This window comes from Acinetobacter sp. UBA2581 (assembly GCF_002339435.1).
GTDB classification, from domain to species: Bacteria; Pseudomonadota; Gammaproteobacteria; order Pseudomonadales; family Moraxellaceae; genus Acinetobacter; species Acinetobacter variabilis.
This window is the reverse complement of sequence record NZ_DDLD01000098.1, coordinates 1-16,143: the sequence shown is the minus strand read 5'-3', so window position 1 is coordinate 16,143 and position 16,143 is coordinate 1. Positions and strand designations below refer to the sequence as shown.

The following is a 16,143-nucleotide window of genomic DNA, read 5'->3' as shown; positions in this document are numbered from 1 at the left end:
AGTTTGAGGTTCACATGAGCATTTCAACAAAACTAAAACTAGGGGTTCTGGCTGCTGTTATTTCAGCAACTTCGTTTTCTGCTGCAGCGCGCGACTTTCTGAATGTCTCTTATGATCCGACGCGTGAACTCTATGAAGACGTCAATAAAGAATTTGGTAAATACTGGAAAAGCCGTACTGGCCAAAGCATTAACTTCAAACAGTCACATGGTGGTTCAGGTAAACAGGCGCGTGCCGTGATTGATGGTCTGGATGCCGATGTCGTAACTTTGGCATTAGCCGCTGATATTGATGTACTGGTCGAAAAAGCCAAACTGTTACCTGCAGACTGGCAGAAAAAATTACCACAAAACTCAACACCCTATACTTCTACTATTGTATTCCTGGTACGTAAAGGCAATCCAAAGGGCATCAAGGATTGGGGTGATTTGGTAAAACCGGGTGTAGCGATTATCACACCAAATCCTAAAACCTCAGGCGGTGCACGCTGGAACTATTTAGCAGCTTGGGCATATGCAAAACACTTACCGGGCGGTAACGACAAAACTGCACAAGAATTTGTTCGTAAAATCTATAAACAAACCAAAGTACTTGATTCAGGTGCGCGTGGTTCAACCACCACTTTTGCTGAACGTGGCATCGGTGACGTATTACTGGCTTGGGAAAATGAAGCACATTTAGCCCTTCGTGAACAACCGGGCAAGTTTGAAATTGTGACTCCTTCCCTGTCAATTCTAGCTGAGCCACCCGTGGCGATTGTTGAAAAGAATGCCAATAAAAAAGGCAACAAATACCTGGCACAAGGTTATTTAAACTTCCTGTACTCACCATTGGGGCAGGAAATCTCAGCACGTAACTTCTATCGCCCACGTAATGAAAAAGTGCTAGCGAAATACAGCCAAGTCTTTAAGCCATTAAAACTGGTGACTATTGATCAGGAGTTTGGTGGCTGGGATAAAGTACAGAAAACCCACTTTGAAAATGGTGGTGTTTTTGACCAGATCGTTAAAGCTAACAGCGCAAAAAAATAATTTAAACTGATTTCATACAGGAGCATCGACATGACTCATACGCTTATTGTTCCCGGTGTAGGTGGCAGTGAATACAATCACTGGCAAACCTGCCTGCAACACCGGCTCATGCGTTGCTCCCGTGTGCAGCAAAAGGACTGGAATCATCCGGTACTGGATGTATGGGTCACAGAATTTGTTAAAACTCTGCAAGCCATTCCAGATGATGTACAGATTGTGGCACATAGCTTTGGCTGTTTGACCAGCGTGGCATCACTGGCCCAGCATCCTGAACTGAATACTAAAGTCAAAAATCTGGTTCTGGTTGCACCTGCCAATCCGGCACGTTTTGGGGAAAATGGTTTTGCCCGTGATAGCCAGACGGATTACAGCGCCTATTTCCAGCAGCTCAAGATTCAGGCTCCAACGACTTTGCTGATCAGTGAAAATGATCCATGGCTAAGTTTTGAAGATGCCCAGGTTCTGGCAAAAGCCTGGAAAATCAAACCGATTAATCTGGGAGCTGTAGGCCATGTCAATGTTGCTTCCGGTTTTGGTCCTTTCCCTGAAATTGAACAATATTTGATTTCAGAAAAGGCTATGCACCATATCAGCAAAGTTGATGAGAGCAAGTATTATTTTAAATTTGCATTTTAGTCCCTGCAAATTATGCTTGTGCCGATTCTATTTTCTAATTTTCGCTGATTAACTTTAACCAGCATTCTCTCTTTTGAGGAGTAATCATGTCGCAGCGATCCCGAGTGCTGCCAGGATTTGGTCTTTCTCTAGGCTTTACCCTAGCGTATTTGTCATTAATCGTTCTGATCCCGTTATCTGCCGTTTTTATTAAATCACTCGGCATTGGCTGGGAAGGCTTATGGGAAATCCTGAGCTCTGAACGTATCTTGAAATCATTACAGTTAAGCTTTAGTTCAGCCATTATCGCTGCTTTGATTAATGTAGTTTTTGGCCTGTTACTGGCATGGTGTCTGGTGCGTTATAGCTTTCCGGGTAAACGCATTGTCGATGCACTGGTCGATCTGCCTTTTGCCCTACCAACTGCAGTTGCCGGTATTGCTCTGACTTCTTTATATGCACCGACTGGTTGGATTGGTCAGTATTTAGATCCAATTGGCATCAAGGTGGCTTATACCCCGATCGGTATTACCCTGGCTTTGATCTTTATCGGTATTCCTTTTGTGGTCCGTACGGTACAGCCAGTTCTTTCTGATTTAGAAACTGAACTGGAAGAAGCGGCTTCTGCACTCGGTGCAAACCGTTTTCAGATTGTCACCAAAGTCATTTTCCCGATTCTGCTGCCAGCACTGATCACAGGTTTTGCTTTGGCCTTTGCACGTGGTGTCGGTGAATATGGCTCGGTCATTTTCATTGCCGGTAACCAGCCCTTTGAAACTGAAATTGCGCCATTAATGATTATTTCCCGTCTGGAAGAATATGACTATGCAGGTGCGACCACAATTGCTGTAGTGATGCTGCTCATTTCCTTTGTGATGCTCTTCCTGATTAACTTATTGCAAGCTTGGGCAAGCCGCCGTACCGGGAGAACTGCACGATGAGTTTAAATACCAACAGCAATGCGCTGGCTGAAAAATTGCAATCCCGCGATGCGACTCGTGAGCCGACCTGGGTACGTTATACCCTGATTGCGATTGCACTGATCTTCTTTTTAAGCTGCCTGATTCTGCCTTTGGTTCTGGTCTTTGTTGAAGCATTTAAACAAGGGGTGGGCGTATATACGCAAGCCCTTGTTCATCCAGATACTTTATCTGCGGTGAAACTGACTTTACTAACGGCTGTGATCGCGGTACCAATGAATGTAATATTCGGCGTAGCTGCAGCCTGGTCAGTAGCGAAGTTTAACTTCCCGGGTAAATCAATTTTGACCACCATTATCGATATGCCTTTCTCGGTATCACCTGTTATTGCAGGTTTGATGCTCGTACTGATTTTCGGTACTCAAGGCTGGATGGGTGGCTGGTTGATGGATAATGACATTAAGATCCTTTACGCCGTTCCTGCGATTGTTCTAGCAACGATCTTTATTACTGTACCTTTTGTAGCACGTGAGCTGATCCCTTTAATGGAAGCGCAAGGTACTGAAGAAGAAGAAGCTGCTATTGTACTCGGTGCATCTGGCTGGCAAACCTTCTGGAAAGTGACCCTGCCAAATATCAAATGGGGTCTGATTTACGGCGTAATTCTGTGTAATGCCCGCGCCATGGGTGAGTTCGGTGCAGTATCAGTGGTTTCTGGCCATATTCGTGGTGAAACCAATACTTTGCCGCTACACGTCGAAATTCTATATAACGAATATACCTTTAGTGCTGCGTTTGCCGTGTCATCGCTCCTGGCTCTCCTCGCAATTGTGACTCTGGTTCTGAAAACCTGGGTCGAACTGCGCCAGGAAAAACAAGACAAACGTAATGACGATTCAACAGTTTCTTAAGGAATGCCCACATGAGTATTCAAGTTAAAAATATTGAAAAACACTTTGGTGCATTCCATGCACTGAAAAACATTTCCCTAGATTTCCCGGATGGTCAGTTGGTTGCCCTTCTCGGTCCTTCAGGCTGTGGTAAAACGACTCTACTGCGTATCATTGCTGGTCTGGAATCTGCTGACGGTGGTCAGGTGATTCTGGAAGGACAGGATGCAACCAATGTTCATGTCCGTGAACGTGAAGTGGGTTTTGTATTCCAGCACTATGCCCTGTTCCGTCATATGACCGTATTCGATAACGTGGCTTTTGGTCTACGTGTACGCCCACGTTCAACCCGTCCATCAGAAGCAGAAATTAAAAAACGTGTGACCCGTTTGCTTGATCTAGTACAACTTGGCTTCCTGGCAGACCGTTATCCGGCTCAGCTTTCTGGTGGTCAGCGTCAACGTATTGCACTTGCGCGTGCACTAGCCGTTGAGCCACGTGTACTATTACTGGATGAACCATTCGGCGCACTAGATGCCAAAGTCCGTAAAGAACTGCGCCGCTGGTTACGTACCCTGCATGATGAACTGCACATTACTTCAATTTTTGTCACTCACGACCAGGAAGAAGCCTTAGAAGTTGCAGATCAGATCGTGGTGATGAACAAAGGCAATGTAGAACAGATCGGTTCACCACGTGAAGTGTATGAAACACCGAAAACACCATTCGTGTTTGACTTCCTGGGACAAGCTAACCGTTTCGAAGGCCAGAATAATGGCGGCATACTTCAGCTAGGTGAAGATCGTATCCAGTTCGATGCCGCCAAACAGGCAGCTCAGGGTAATGTCATTGTATTCGCTCGCCCGGATGAACTGCGTATTCATGCACAACCACAAGAGAATGCGATTCAGGCCACGTTTATTCGTGAACTCTGGATTGCAGGAAAAGTCGTTGCGGAACTGAATGACCGCCAAGGTAATCTGATTGAAATTTCACTTACACCAGAAGAAGCCCGCGCTCATCAATTCCGTCCGGATCAAACTGTTTGGTTGAGTGCATTAAATCTGCATTTATTTGAAAACCAGGTCGCGTAAGACTGCAAGATGGGGCTTTTAAATGCCCCATCCTCTTATAGGGTAAAGAATTATGAATTTCCAACAATTAAGAATTATTCGAGAAACTGTTAGACAGAATTTTAACTTAACTGAAGCTTCAGCCGCGCTTTATACTTCGCAGTCAGGGGTCAGTAAGCATATTAAAGATTTAGAAGATGAGCTTGGTGTACAGCTATTTATCCGTAAAGGTAAACGCCTTTTAGGACTGACTGAACCAGGTCAGGCACTTCTTGGCATTGTAGAGCGTATGCTGGTTGATGCAGACAATATCAAACGTCTTGCAGATGATTTTAACAAGGTCGATGAAGGTACATTAACGATTGCAACAACACATACCCAGGCACGTTATGTATTACCGCCAATCGTGAACCAATTTAAAAAAGAATTTCCGAAAGTTCATCTAATTTTGCAACAAGCCAGTCCAATGGAAATCACTGAAATGCTTCTTCAGGGTGAAGCAGATATCGGGATTGCGACTGAAGCCTTAACGACTGAAGAAAATCTGGCGAGTGTGCCTTATTATAACTGGCAGCACAGTATTATTACGCCGCAAAATCACCCGCTGAATAGCAAAGAACAGGTTCGTATTGAAGACCTCGCTGGCTATCCGATTATTACTTATCACGGTGGTTTTACAGGCCGTTCTAAAATCGACTCAGCCTTTGAAGAAGCCGGTGTGGATGTGGATATTGTAATGTCAGCTCTGGACGCCGATGTTATTAAAACTTATGTCGAGCTCAACATGGGTGTCGGTATTGTCAATGATCTGGCTTATGATCCAGAACGTGACTATCGTCTGAAACAGATTAAAACCGATATTTTTGGGGTAAATACTACCTGGATTGCAGTACGTAAAGGCCACTTATTACGTGGTTATGGTTATGAGTTTATTTCTTTATGCTCACCAGATGCAGATATCAAGGCACTGAAAAAAGTCGCTTATCCAGATGAATAATATGGATTGTACTATCTAAATTGAAGAGGCCTATCGCCTCTTTTTTCAATTTTACCAGTAGATTATTTCATTAAAAATCAAGCATAATCACAGTATAATTCAATAAATAAATTATATTAATGATGAGCTAAAAATTTTCCCTCTTGGGATGTGGACTGATTTTTTCCGGGACAAGTTTTGCTGCCGCTTTTGAGCAATCTAACCAAAGCATCCAATCGTTTTTTGAAAAAAATAATTATGCTGAAGTTTCACTGGCTTGGGTTCGCCCTGATATCAGCGGTCAGGTACAACATACCGAAGAGCTGCAACAATTAGGCATCACGGATTTTTCAACAGGAAATCTTGTCCATAACCAATTGATCTCTAATGTCGCATTAAAATTCCAGTTGAATCCTCAAGTGTCGTGGGAACTGATTTACGATCAGCCTTATTCTATAGATATCGCTTATCATTATGATCCTGCTTTTGCAGGTGCAACACTTCCAATTGAGGCTGCTACCATTCAGTTTGAGAGCCATAATTTGACCTCATTAATTGGCTTTCAACCAAACGATAACTGGAATTTTTATACAGGGCTAAGTTATCAAAGCTTAGAAGGAAATTTATATTTATCCGGACAGACATTTTATATATTCAATGGTTATCGGGCCACATTTGAACGAGATGCCGCTCGGGGCTGGCTTGCTGGAATCAGTTATCAGATTCAAGAATATTTTTTTAGAACCGCACTGACCTATCGCTCTGCAATTACTCATCACAATAAAACCACTGAGTCGATTATTGTAGGTACGAATCCAGCACCTTATACAGAAATTCAAACTCCACAGTCTGTGAACTTGGATTTTCAGACAGCTTTAACTGATCGAAATGCGCTCTATGGCACGCTGCGTTGGTCAAACTGGCAAAATTTCGTGATCCAGCCGCCTAAATTTGGCGCTGTAATTGACTATGCGGCCTTACAGTTTCCGGAAGTAAAACCATTCAGGATGATTGATTATCGTGAGGATCAATGGTCTGGAAAAATCGGACTTGCTTATCAATGGCCATCTTTTGGCATAAATTCTATCGAACTCTTATGGGATTCTGGTACAGGAAATCCGGCTTCAACCCTGAATCCGAGTGATGGTTATTGGGGCATCGGACTAGGTCATCTTTATAAGATTCAAGAAACCTGGGATATTGCTACAGGACTATATTATTTAAAGTTTCAAAAACCTGAAATTTCCTTATCCGAACCTATTACGCCGCAGATCGCAGGTTTATCCGCAGTTTCTGATAACAGTGCTTGGATCCTAGGTTTGAAACTGGGTTATCACTTTTAAAATTGTTCTAACAACAAAAAACGGGCCGAAGCCCGTTTTTTGTATTAAGTAAAATATTAGAAGCGGAAGCTTACACCCAGTTTTGCGACTGGAAGCCATTCGTATTTATTATCTTCACGAATTTCACGCTCTTCATCTCTTACAGCTTGTTCAAATTCACCTTGACGCGCTTCTACAGTTCCTTCACTTACTAAATTAACGCGTGGGTTACCATTATAGTATGCACCCAACTCGCCAAATACACCCCAACGGTTAGTAATTGCTGGAGAGAAACCAATACCTACATACGGAGCAATATTATTTTTGTAGGATAATTGACCATTAAGTCGTACCCCATCTGCACCAGCTGTAAAATCTTTGCCATTTACTGTAAAACCACGCTCTGGATCTACTCGACGATCGATATCATAATCATTATCGATATATGCTACACCGGCTGCCATATAGAACCAGTTCGCCCAAGGACGAATCTCAGCATTTAAATAAGTCAGGTTATTGTCCATATCTAAGTCATATTTAGAACCGTTGATTGATAAATCATCTGACCATGAAATATCACCACCGTTATAACCTAGAGTAACACCTACATAAGGGTTAGCATTCCAAGAGATCGCGCCACCGTAACCGGTAGTACCGACTTCAGCACGAACAGCTGCAGGTTTAAAGAAAGAGAATTCAGCTACGCCTTCATCTGTTACAATTGTTTCATCAGCAGCCATAACAGATCCAGCTGTGGCAGCTAGAACGGATACTGCTAAAAGTTGATATAAAGCTTTCATTATTTCTCTCCTCAAAAGAACTTTTTTTTCATCATTAGTTATTCGTGATGAGCTCAATATAAAGGAGCCAATGAATATTTTTTATTTGTGTTTTGCTAGGCTTTTGTTATTTTTTGATACATATTAATTTTTCTTGTTGAATGATAAGCCTTTTTTAAACAATGTTTGTACATATCTAAAATACGAAAAGGATACTAATCACTTTACTTGCGAATTTAATTCAGCACCCCTCCTAGTTTTCCATCTTTTTAGAGCAATATAGTGTAAAATATCGGAAATTTTTTTCTGGAAGGAAGATCATGTCTCAGCTTTCAACAATCATTGAACAAGCGTTTGAAGACCGTGCGAATTTCACAGCAGCAGACTGTCCTGCTGAAATCCGTCAAGCAGTTGAGGAAGTAATTGCTGGCCTGGACAATGGTACTTTACGTGTTGCTGAAAAAATCGAAGGTGAATGGGTTGTTCATCAATGGATTAAGAAAGCGGTATTGTTATCATTTAAATTAAACGATAACAAACCAATGGAAGCTTGTGATCTTCGCTTCTACGACAAAGTAGATACTAAATTCTCTGACTGGACTGACGAGCAATTTAAAGCTGCTGGCGTACGTGTTGTTCCTCCGGCGGTAGCGCGTAAAGGTTCTTTCCAAGCGAAAAACGTGGTACTGATGCCTTCTTATGTGAACATCGGTGCTTATGTAGATGAAGGTACAATGGTCGATACTTGGGCAACTGTAGGTTCATGTGCTCAAATCGGTAAAAATGTTCACTTGTCTGGTGGTGTAGGGATCGGTGGTGTTCTTGAACCGCTTCAAGCTAACCCAACAATTATTGAAGACAACTGTTTCATTGGTGCACGTTCTGAAATCGTTGAAGGCGTAATCGTTGAAGAAGGTTCTGTAATTTCAATGGGCGTATTCATTGGTCAATCTACCAAGATTTATGACCGTGAAACTGGCGAAATCCATTATGGCCGTGTACCTGCTGGTTCTGTTGTAGTATCAGGCAGCCTGCCATCTAAATGCGGTAAATACAGCTTATATGCAGCTGTAATCGTGAAAAAAGTAGATGCGAAAACTCGTGCTAAAACTAGCCTGAACGATCTGCTACGCGAAGACTAAGATGTCTTAACTTAGAGGAAACATTTGTGTTCCTCGGAGCTTCAACCGCTCCTCGTCTCTACGGTCAGCAATGATCGTAGGGATTTTTATTTTTATACATTGTTATTTATTTTTCAGTGGTTAATGTTGTTATGAATACGCTTCGATCTTCCGCAATTCCAGTTTCTGATCCGTCTGCGGGCTTACGCATTACGGAGATCTTCTATTCATTACAAGGTGAAGCCAATACTGCAGGTTTACCAACCGTATTTATCCGCTTAACCGGATGTCCACTGCGCTGTACCTATTGTGATACTACGTATTCTTTTGAAGGTGGTGAGCGCAAATCTTTAGATGACATCATCCAGACCACGCTTGATTTTAAAACGCCTTATGTCTGTGTGACCGGTGGTGAACCATTGGCTCAACCGAACGCCCTGCCTCTGATGCAACGACTTGCAGATTTAGGCTGTGAAGTCTCTTTAGAAACCAGCGGTGCGTTAGATGTTTCTAAAGTGGATGCACGGGTATCCAAAGTTCTGGATTTAAAAACACCAACTTCAGGTGAAGTTGCACGAAATTTGCTTACAAATCTGGACCATTTAACTCAGCATGACCAGATTAAGTTTGTGATCTGTAATCGTGAAGATTATGAATGGTCAAAACAGCAGGTAGAACAGTACCAGTTGAATGAAAAAGTCAGTACGGTCTGGTTCTCCCCTGCCTTTGCAGTTGAAAAAGGAGCTGCGCGCTTGCCACAATTGGCACGTGATCTGGCTCAATGGATTTTAGAAGACCATCTCCCTGTTCGTTTCCAGCTGCAGCTGCACAAGTTGTTATGGAATGATGAAACTGGTCGTTAATTTTTGTAAATTTACTATATTGGAGTATTTGTTATGCGCCCTCGTGCCATTGTATTGTTATCTGGCGGATTAGATTCAACAACCTGTCTGGCTTGGGCGCAGGCACGCTATGAATGTATCGCACTGAGTTTTATGTATGGCCAACGCTCTACTACAGAACTTGATGCAGCTCGCGCGCTGGCTCAACGCTCGGGTGTAGAACATCGTGTCATCAATATTGATTTAGGTAACTTGGGCGGCTCAGCCCTTACTGATCATAGCATTGAGGTACCAGACCAATTGCAGGAAGGTATTCCGGTAACCTATGTGCCTGCACGAAATACCATCTTCTTATCTTATGCTTTGGCCGCTGCAGAAGTGTTCAGTGCAGAGGCAATTGTGATCGGGATTAATGCGGTGGATTATTCAGGTTATCCAGACTGCCGCCCGGAATTTATTGAAGCTTTTGCCAATATGGCACGCCTTGCAACCAAGGTCGGTGTTGAAGGTCAAGCCCTGAAATTTGAAACACCTTTGTTACATTTATCCAAAGCAAATATCATTCGCTTAGGCCTAGAACATGGCGTAGACTACAGTCAAACGGTATCTTGCTACCAAGCAGATGACCAAGGACGTGCGTGTGGAACATGTGACAGTTGTCGTTTACGCAAGCAAGGTTTTGCTGATGCAGGTGTTGAAGACCCGACACGTTATTACCTTTAAAATCGATCAAGGTTATAAATCCATATTATGAATATTAAAGCCAAATTACTTGCGACTACCCTACTCTCTTTGTCTGCCCTATTTTCAACTGCATCTTTTGCAAATAATGATCAAGCTAAGGCAAAAGCAGAATTTGAGGCGATGAAAAAAGAATATACAACTGCCATGAAAAATGCTGGAAGCAGTTCAAATGTGCGTGACGGTTTAATTAAAGCCTGCGCTATTCCCTACAAACAGGCAGTGAAGTACAAAAAACTGACTCAGTCTGATGTGAATAAGCTTTGTACATGTGAAGTGGATGCAGAAGGTAAATTAACTCAAGCTCAGAAATGGCAGATTCAAAGCACCATCAACCAGAAGAAAAACCCTGCTACTTTAGACTTTGTTAAAAAACAAAGCCAGAACGTGCAGTCTTGTGTAGGCCCACAGCTCGCAGGTAAATTAAATTCACTTGCTGCAGAAGCCAATAAAGCCGCTCAAAAGAAATAATCCTGACGGATGTTTTTCTAGGATAAGCCACTATAATGTGGCTTATTTTTTTGAAAAAATTTAGAAAAATTGGAGAGATCATGTCTGAGATCAGCTTACTTGAGCACACTTTTCCGACCACTACAGGTGAAATTAATCTGGCCCAATTAAATGCAGAATGGCTGGTGATCTATTTTTATCCTAAAGATTCGACACCTGGCTGTACTACTCAGGCAGTCGGCTTCTCTTGTTTAAAAGATCAGTTTGATGCACTGAATACGACTATTTTGGGCGTATCACGTGACTCAGTTAAAGCGCATCAGAACTTTACTGAAAAACAGAATCTGACCATTAATCTGATCAGTGATAAAGAAGAAGTGTTATGCAAACACTTTGATGTCATTAAAGAAAAGAATATGTATGGCAAGAAAGTCATGGGCATTGAACGCTCTACCTTCATTTTCCATAATGGAAAACTGGTCAAAGAATACCGCAAGGTAAAAGCTGCTGGCCATGCTGAACAGGTTTTAGAAGATTTGAAAGCTTTACAGGCTGCTTAAGGTGTTTCATAAAATCAAAAAGGCATGCATAGAAATATCATGCCTTCTTCTTTAGAGTTGCTGCAAAGAATAATTCAATTCACTAAAGAAACCGCAATCGACCACATTACACAGCCAATAAGTATATCCAATATTTTCCAGGCTTGTGGTCGCTGAAAAATAGGTTGCAAATAACGTGCTGCATAGCCCAGTCCAAAAAAGAATACAAAGGACGCACTAATCGCTCCTAAAGCAAATTGTATCTGTGCATTGGAATATTGGGTGGAGATGGAACCAATCAAGACCAAAGCATCCAGATAGACATGCGGATTGAGCCAGGTCAGCATTAAACAGATCAGCAAAACTTTATATAAAGAAGGCACATCTTTTTGATCTGTGTCCAGACGCTGCTCATTCTTCCAGGCCTGATAAAAATGCTGAGCGCCATAGATCGCCAGAAAAGTCGCGCCCAGATATTTCGCCATATTGATCCAGTGCGGATTGACCAGCATCAATTGTGAAAATCCCAGAACACCGGCAAAAATCAATATCGCATCAGATAAGGCACAACACATACAGATCGCAAAGACATACTGCTGTTTCAAACCCTGTTTCAATACAAAAGCATTTTGTGCACCAATGGCAATAATCAGGCTAAAGCCTACTGCCAGACCTTGTATATATGCATTTAACATTGGAATATCATGGAATTATAAAGATGGAGATCATTATCTATGTTATTCTTTTCAATTAAATATAATTAAGAAAATATCATTCAGACTAAATTTTATTTAGGTAAGCTATGCCACTTAATTCTAAAAACTGTGATGCTTTTTTAGCCGTCGCAGAAACCCAAAGTTTTGATGCTGCCGCAAAAGTATTAAATATTACGGCTTCAGCAGTCACTTTAAGAGTACAGAATCTGGAAAGAGATTTGGGGCAAGTTCTAGTGCTACGTGAGCGTCCTTGTAAAGTGACCAATGCCGGTCAAACCTTACTGAATTATTTGCAGCATCAACGTCTGTTGCAGCAACAATTAATCCAGCAATTAAATGGTCAAAATAAAGCAGAATTTAGCTCGATTCATATTGCGGTAAATGCAGATTCTCTTGCAACCTGGTTATTTCCCTGTCTGAACACCACTCTGCTTGCAGAGAAAATTACTTTGAATCTTCAGGTTGCTGTTCAAAGTGAAACTCATAAGCTTCTAGAGCAGGGTCAAGTCAATGCCTGTATTAGCAGTGAGAGTGAAGCCATGCCAGGCTGTAAGGCTCATTTTATTGGACAGATGCATTATAGAATGGTCGCAACACCTGCCTTTGTGCATTCCTGGTTTAAACAAGGCATTCACCGGGAATCACTGCGTAAGGCACCCGCTGTGATTTATAATGATCAGGATCATTTACATAGCCATCTACTGTTGGCTCAATTTGGCTTAAACCAGCAATGTTTTCCTTTTCACTATATCCCCTCCTCGACCGCCTTTGCGGATGCTATTTTTTCTGGAGTAGGATATGGTTTGGTTCCGGACTATCAAATTGCGGACCGGATTCAAAATGGGACATTGATCGAGATACTACCTGAATGCAGTTGTGATGTACCTTTATATTGGCATCACTGGAAACAGCAGTCTCCCGCTCTAAAACAGTTAACCAAAGTCATTCTAGAACAGGCAGAACAATGTATGAATAATCCAGTTCATTAAACAGTTCTATGATGTCCTGTCGAATTCACAGAAATTGAATATCACATTATTGGGTTTTCCACTGCCCCATTAAATGAATATTAACTTTTTCACCCACGCCTGCAGTGGCTTTCTTCATCCCAAAATCTGAACGATTAATCACCGTGGTGGATTTCACATCGAGTAAATTAGGATTACCCTTGTTCGGTGTCAGCGTGGTATCGAATACCACTGGTCGAGTAACACCTCTTAGAGTAAGTTGACCCATGACCTGATAACGATTCGTACCATTTGGCTTAAACTGCGTACTTTTGAAATTGACTGTTTTATAGCGAGATGCATGAAACAGGTCCTCACCCATAATCATATTTTTAAGGCTGGGTTTGGAAACCTCCAAGCTATCCACCTGCATAGTGAACTCAGTAGATGATTGTTTTGGCTTATCGGGATCAAACTGCATGGTTGCCTTGAACTCTTGAAAATTTCCCTTTACCACATTCAAACCCAAGGAGTTAATGCTAAAGCCGACACTACTTTGAGGCGTCAATGTCCAGCTTTTAGCATACGCAGCCGATATACACATAGCAGATAGAGCGCCCGCATAAGCTATATGTTTCAGGAATAGATTCATTGTGTTCATCCTTAACAATCAAATGAACTCACTACCTTAAAACGGTTTCAGCCGAGATTTGTTTTATCATTTAGTTCAAACTTGTTGACCAATTGTTGATAAATCTCATTATTTTTAAATTTATGTAAAAATTCACTGGTGCCTAAAGGAAAAGCTGATTCCACCACTTCACCGCGATAATACGCTTCACGTAACGGGGTGGCTGAAATTGCACCCACCAAGCTATCGAGTTCCACCATTTCCCACTCTGGGAACAAACTTAAATAATAAGAAGATTCATCTTTAAAGTGTCCAATTAGACCAACTTTTGCTTCTGCTTCAACTACTTCAGACACCAGCGATTTCACCAGTTTTTGCCATTTTTCATCATTATAGACATCAATGACATGGACAAATTTAATGCGCTTCTGATCTGCTTCAGAAAAATTCGACAGGATCATTTCTTCACGTTCAGTGGCTAGAAATGGATTTTTAATATTGCGTTCTTGCTGTGCTGAGCCTAATGCCAGAATCACCTGCTGGCTCTGCTGCAAGGCAATTTTAATCGTTTGCATATGGGCCAGATGGAAAGGTTGAAAACGACCAATAAACACCAGGTAATCAAATTTATATTTCATAGCACATCTTACTTTTATGAACGCATCAGTTATGCCACAGGGAATTTTTTGCGACATAATAAGCGCCAATAAATTCATATTAATAAAGCAAGGATAGTACGATGACACTGAGCTGTATTCAACAACCGCATCAGCATTTAAATGCGAATTTAGACAATGGCGTACTGACCTTAGCCATTCACCGTCCTGAGGCAAAAAATGCGCTTTACGGCGAACTATATCTATGGATCGCACAGGCACTGGATGAAGCAGATCAGGATAGTAGTGTGCGTGTCGTGATTCTACGTGGTCAGGATGCAGACTTTAGTGCCGGCAATGACATGCAGGACTTCATGAAGTTTATTCAGACGCCTCTACAAGGTAAGGCTGGCAATACCCCTCCTTTTGTGCTGTTGAAGTCCGCTGCAAAATTTTCCAAGCCTCTAATTGCTGCCGTTCGTGGTGTAGCGATTGGGATCGGGGTAACGATTCTGCTGCATGCTGATCTGGTTTATAGTGACAATACTGCCCTGTTCCAAATTCCATTTGTTAGCCTTGGCCTGTCGCCTGAAGGCGCTTCAAGTAAACTGCTAGTACAACAAGCTGGCTATCATAAAGCAGCTGAGTTACTGCTTACTGCACAACGATTTAATAGTGAAAAAGCATTGGGTGCAGGTCTGGTAAATAGCATTGAGGAAGATGTCTATGCTGCTGCTGAAAAACAGGCACAAACTTTGGCTGCTTTACCACTTGCTTCCATTAAGCAGACCAAAGCATTAATGAAGCATAATCTGGCTGAAATTATCGAGTGTATTGATGATGAAGCTGAGATATTTATGAAACGTGTGGGTTCACCTGAAATGACGGAAGCCGTTCAGGCGTTTATGCAAAAACGGAAACCTGATTTCACACAATTCAACTAATTCTGAAACTTATCTTTTAATTGAGGCAGTTTAGACTGCCTCAATCTTTTATTTTTTTGAAAGAATCTAGCTTATGACTAATAAAAACTCCCAAACGACTTCTCAAACAACCGATAGTTCAAATCCTGAAAAGAAACGTTACTACGAACCTGCTCCTCAGGATATTGATGTAGACAATTTCCGCAAGGTCATCGAAAGCCGCCGTTCAGTGCGTAAATTTACCAAGAAGCCAATTCCTGCTGAAGTACTGGATGCCTGTCTGGATCTGGCCTTGCTGGCACCAAACTCCTCAAACCTGCAGCCGTGGACTTTTTATGTGGTGCAGAACCCATCCAAGAAAAAACGTCTGGTTAAAGCATGTATGAGCCAGCTTGCTGCTAAAACAGCTTCAGAGCTGATTGTCTGTGTGGCACGTACTGACCGTGTAGATGAAATGGCAAAACTGAATATCAGCGAGTTTCCATTTCCTGAGGCTCCACCAGCCATTAAAAAGTACTATAAGTACATTCCCTATAACTACAAGACCGGTTATTTGAATGCCTTTGGTAACTTTAAGAAAGTTGCTTTCAAAGTAGCTCGTACACTCGATAAACAAATGCCTGTTTCTGCATTTAGTCCTGCCGATGCCAAGCTATGGGCAAGTAAAACCACAGCATTGGCCTGTGAGAACCTGGTACTGGCTTTACGTGCTTATGGTTTTGATAGCTGTATGATGGAAGGTTTCGATGAACCGATGGTTCGTGAACTTCTAGACCTAAATGACCAGCAATATCCTGTGATGGTGATTGGTGCTGGTGAACGTGCCAAAGATGGTGTGTTCTTCCCGCAGTATCGTTTTGATCGAGAGCTGTTTATTCAGAAGGTTTGAGTTTAAAAATAGTATTTAAAGGATTTAAGAATATTAATTTACTTAATATTTGATGACATGGATGTCGCTTAATTAAGTATATTAGAAAAATCTAAATAATAATTTTATAGTTTTCTCATACAACGGCTTTGTTGCACAAAGA

19 protein-coding genes are annotated in these 16,143 nt (G+C 41.9%); 15 read left to right on the top strand and 4 right to left on the bottom strand.

Annotation, left to right across the window (positions count from 1 at the left end):
- Window positions 1-14 precede the first annotated feature (14 nt).
- The 7 genes from B3Q46_RS12555 (at window position 15) to B3Q46_RS12525 (ending at window position 6,848) form a co-directional block, all read left to right on the top strand.
- Window positions 15-1,031 (top strand): sulfate ABC transporter substrate-binding protein, encoded by a 1,017-nt coding sequence (locus B3Q46_RS12555; RefSeq protein ID WP_005236675.1) that lies wholly within the window; start codon window positions 15-17, stop codon window positions 1,029-1,031.
- A gap of 30 nt (window positions 1,032-1,061) precedes the next feature.
- Entirely contained in the window at window positions 1,062-1,667 is a 606-nt protein-coding gene (locus B3Q46_RS12550; RefSeq protein ID WP_286716068.1) for an RBBP9/YdeN family alpha/beta hydrolase, read from the top strand.
- Between the two features lie 86 nt (window positions 1,668-1,753).
- Window positions 1,754-2,587, top strand: a complete 834-nt coding sequence (gene cysT / locus B3Q46_RS12545) for a sulfate ABC transporter permease subunit CysT (protein ID WP_004784537.1) — start codon at window positions 1,754-1,756, stop codon at window positions 2,585-2,587.
- Window positions 2,584-3,477, top strand: a complete 894-nt coding sequence (cysW, locus tag B3Q46_RS12540; RefSeq protein ID WP_004784540.1) for a sulfate ABC transporter permease subunit CysW — start codon at window positions 2,584-2,586, stop codon at window positions 3,475-3,477. The genes cysT and cysW overlap by 4 nt, the downstream gene beginning before the upstream one ends.
- 11 nt (window positions 3,478-3,488) lie before the next feature.
- A complete protein-coding gene (locus tag B3Q46_RS12535) occupies window positions 3,489-4,550 on the top strand; it encodes a sulfate/molybdate ABC transporter ATP-binding protein (protein ID WP_004784543.1) in 1,062 nt (353 codons plus the stop codon).
- A gap of 52 nt (window positions 4,551-4,602) precedes the next feature.
- Complete coding sequence (locus B3Q46_RS12530; RefSeq protein ID WP_004784546.1) at window positions 4,603-5,526, top strand: CysB family HTH-type transcriptional regulator; 924 nt, start codon at window positions 4,603-4,605, stop codon at window positions 5,524-5,526.
- A 143-nt stretch (window positions 5,527-5,669) separates the two neighbouring features.
- Window positions 5,670-6,848 (top strand): OmpP1/FadL family transporter, encoded by a 1,179-nt coding sequence (locus B3Q46_RS12525; protein ID WP_004784547.1) that lies wholly within the window; start codon window positions 5,670-5,672, stop codon window positions 6,846-6,848.
- Window positions 6,849-6,904: 56 nt separating this feature from the next.
- Here B3Q46_RS12525 and carO read toward each other — a convergent pair whose 3' ends face one another.
- Entirely contained in the window at window positions 6,905-7,627 is a 723-nt protein-coding gene (gene carO / locus B3Q46_RS12520) for an ornithine uptake porin CarO (RefSeq protein WP_004784551.1), read from the bottom strand.
- A 299-nt stretch (window positions 7,628-7,926) separates the two neighbouring features.
- Here carO and dapD point away from each other — a divergent pair, with 299 nt between their 5' ends.
- The 5 genes from dapD to B3Q46_RS12495 all read left to right on the top strand — a co-directional run bounded on the left by dapD (window position 7,927) and on the right by B3Q46_RS12495 (window position 11,320).
- Window positions 7,927-8,748 (top strand): 2,3,4,5-tetrahydropyridine-2,6-dicarboxylate N-succinyltransferase, encoded by an 822-nt coding sequence (gene dapD / locus B3Q46_RS12515; RefSeq protein ID WP_004784553.1) that lies wholly within the window; start codon window positions 7,927-7,929, stop codon window positions 8,746-8,748.
- Window positions 8,749-8,879: 131 nt separating this feature from the next.
- Complete coding sequence (gene queE, locus B3Q46_RS12510; protein WP_005236680.1) at window positions 8,880-9,590, top strand: 7-carboxy-7-deazaguanine synthase QueE; 711 nt, start codon at window positions 8,880-8,882, stop codon at window positions 9,588-9,590.
- A 33-nt stretch (window positions 9,591-9,623) separates the two neighbouring features.
- Window positions 9,624-10,292, top strand: a complete 669-nt coding sequence (gene queC / locus B3Q46_RS12505; RefSeq protein ID WP_004784557.1) for a 7-cyano-7-deazaguanine synthase QueC — start codon at window positions 9,624-9,626, stop codon at window positions 10,290-10,292.
- Window positions 10,293-10,319: 27 nt separating this feature from the next.
- Window positions 10,320-10,781 carry a hypothetical protein gene (locus B3Q46_RS12500; RefSeq protein WP_004784559.1) on the top strand — a complete coding sequence of 154 codons (462 nt, stop codon included), beginning with the start codon at window positions 10,320-10,322 and terminating at the stop codon, window positions 10,779-10,781.
- An 80-nt stretch (window positions 10,782-10,861) separates the two neighbouring features.
- Window positions 10,862-11,320: a peroxiredoxin gene (locus tag B3Q46_RS12495; protein ID WP_004784561.1), complete on the top strand. Its 459-nt coding sequence runs from the start codon at window positions 10,862-10,864 to the stop codon at window positions 11,318-11,320.
- A gap of 74 nt (window positions 11,321-11,394) precedes the next feature.
- Here B3Q46_RS12495 and B3Q46_RS12490 read toward each other — a convergent pair whose 3' ends face one another.
- Complete coding sequence (locus tag B3Q46_RS12490) at window positions 11,395-11,994, bottom strand: LysE/ArgO family amino acid transporter (protein ID WP_004784563.1); 600 nt, start codon at window positions 11,992-11,994, stop codon at window positions 11,395-11,397.
- A 107-nt stretch (window positions 11,995-12,101) separates the two neighbouring features.
- On the opposite strand from B3Q46_RS12490, the gene B3Q46_RS12485 reads away from it, so the two are divergent.
- Complete coding sequence (locus tag B3Q46_RS12485) at window positions 12,102-13,004, top strand: LysR family transcriptional regulator ArgP (protein ID WP_004784566.1); 903 nt, start codon at window positions 12,102-12,104, stop codon at window positions 13,002-13,004.
- 46 nt (window positions 13,005-13,050) lie between these two features.
- Here B3Q46_RS12485 and B3Q46_RS12480 read toward each other — a convergent pair whose 3' ends face one another.
- The gene (locus tag B3Q46_RS12480; protein ID WP_005236683.1) at window positions 13,051-13,614 is read right to left on the bottom strand and encodes a YceI family protein; all 564 of its coding nucleotides are present in this window, start codon (window positions 13,612-13,614) and stop codon (window positions 13,051-13,053) included.
- A 47-nt stretch (window positions 13,615-13,661) separates the two neighbouring features.
- Window positions 13,662-14,231, bottom strand: coding sequence for a nicotinate-nicotinamide nucleotide adenylyltransferase (locus B3Q46_RS12475; protein WP_004784571.1), 570 nt, complete (start codon window positions 14,229-14,231; stop codon window positions 13,662-13,664).
- A gap of 101 nt (window positions 14,232-14,332) precedes the next feature.
- On the opposite strand from B3Q46_RS12475, the gene B3Q46_RS12470 reads away from it, so the two are divergent.
- Together B3Q46_RS12470 and B3Q46_RS12465 are read left to right on the top strand one after the other, a co-directional pair.
- Complete coding sequence (locus B3Q46_RS12470) at window positions 14,333-15,133, top strand: enoyl-CoA hydratase (RefSeq protein WP_286716059.1); 801 nt, start codon at window positions 14,333-14,335, stop codon at window positions 15,131-15,133.
- Between the two features lie 73 nt (window positions 15,134-15,206).
- Complete coding sequence (locus B3Q46_RS12465) at window positions 15,207-16,001, top strand: nitroreductase family protein (protein ID WP_005236685.1); 795 nt, start codon at window positions 15,207-15,209, stop codon at window positions 15,999-16,001.
- The last annotated feature ends 142 nt before the right edge of the window (window positions 16,002-16,143 follow it).

Coding starts and splice junctions, on each gene's coding strand:
- B3Q46_RS12555 (WP_005236675.1), top strand. CDS start 15: ATGAGCATTTCAACAAAACTAAAACTAGGGGTTCTGGCTGCTGTTATT.
- B3Q46_RS12550 (WP_286716068.1), top strand. CDS start 1,062: ATGACTCATACGCTTATTGTTCCCGGTGTAGGTGGCAGTGAATACAAT.
- cysT (WP_004784537.1), top strand. CDS start 1,754: ATGTCGCAGCGATCCCGAGTGCTGCCAGGATTTGGTCTTTCTCTAGGC.
- cysW (WP_004784540.1), top strand. CDS start 2,584: ATGAGTTTAAATACCAACAGCAATGCGCTGGCTGAAAAATTGCAATCC.
- B3Q46_RS12535 (WP_004784543.1), top strand. CDS start 3,489: ATGAGTATTCAAGTTAAAAATATTGAAAAACACTTTGGTGCATTCCAT.
- B3Q46_RS12530 (WP_004784546.1), top strand. CDS start 4,603: ATGAATTTCCAACAATTAAGAATTATTCGAGAAACTGTTAGACAGAAT.
- carO (WP_004784551.1), bottom strand. CDS start 7,627: ATGAAAGCTTTATATCAACTTTTAGCAGTATCCGTTCTAGCTGCCACA.
- dapD (WP_004784553.1), top strand. CDS start 7,927: ATGTCTCAGCTTTCAACAATCATTGAACAAGCGTTTGAAGACCGTGCG.
- queE (WP_005236680.1), top strand. CDS start 8,880: ATGAATACGCTTCGATCTTCCGCAATTCCAGTTTCTGATCCGTCTGCG.
- queC (WP_004784557.1), top strand. CDS start 9,624: ATGCGCCCTCGTGCCATTGTATTGTTATCTGGCGGATTAGATTCAACA.
- B3Q46_RS12500 (WP_004784559.1), top strand. CDS start 10,320: ATGAATATTAAAGCCAAATTACTTGCGACTACCCTACTCTCTTTGTCT.
- B3Q46_RS12495 (WP_004784561.1), top strand. CDS start 10,862: ATGTCTGAGATCAGCTTACTTGAGCACACTTTTCCGACCACTACAGGT.
- B3Q46_RS12490 (WP_004784563.1), bottom strand. CDS start 11,994: ATGTTAAATGCATATATACAAGGTCTGGCAGTAGGCTTTAGCCTGATT.
- B3Q46_RS12485 (WP_004784566.1), top strand. CDS start 12,102: ATGCCACTTAATTCTAAAAACTGTGATGCTTTTTTAGCCGTCGCAGAA.
- B3Q46_RS12480 (WP_005236683.1), bottom strand. CDS start 13,614: ATGAATCTATTCCTGAAACATATAGCTTATGCGGGCGCTCTATCTGCT.
- B3Q46_RS12475 (WP_004784571.1), bottom strand. CDS start 14,231: ATGAAATATAAATTTGATTACCTGGTGTTTATTGGTCGTTTTCAACCT.
- B3Q46_RS12470 (WP_286716059.1), top strand. CDS start 14,333: ATGACACTGAGCTGTATTCAACAACCGCATCAGCATTTAAATGCGAAT.
- B3Q46_RS12465 (WP_005236685.1), top strand. CDS start 15,207: ATGACTAATAAAAACTCCCAAACGACTTCTCAAACAACCGATAGTTCA.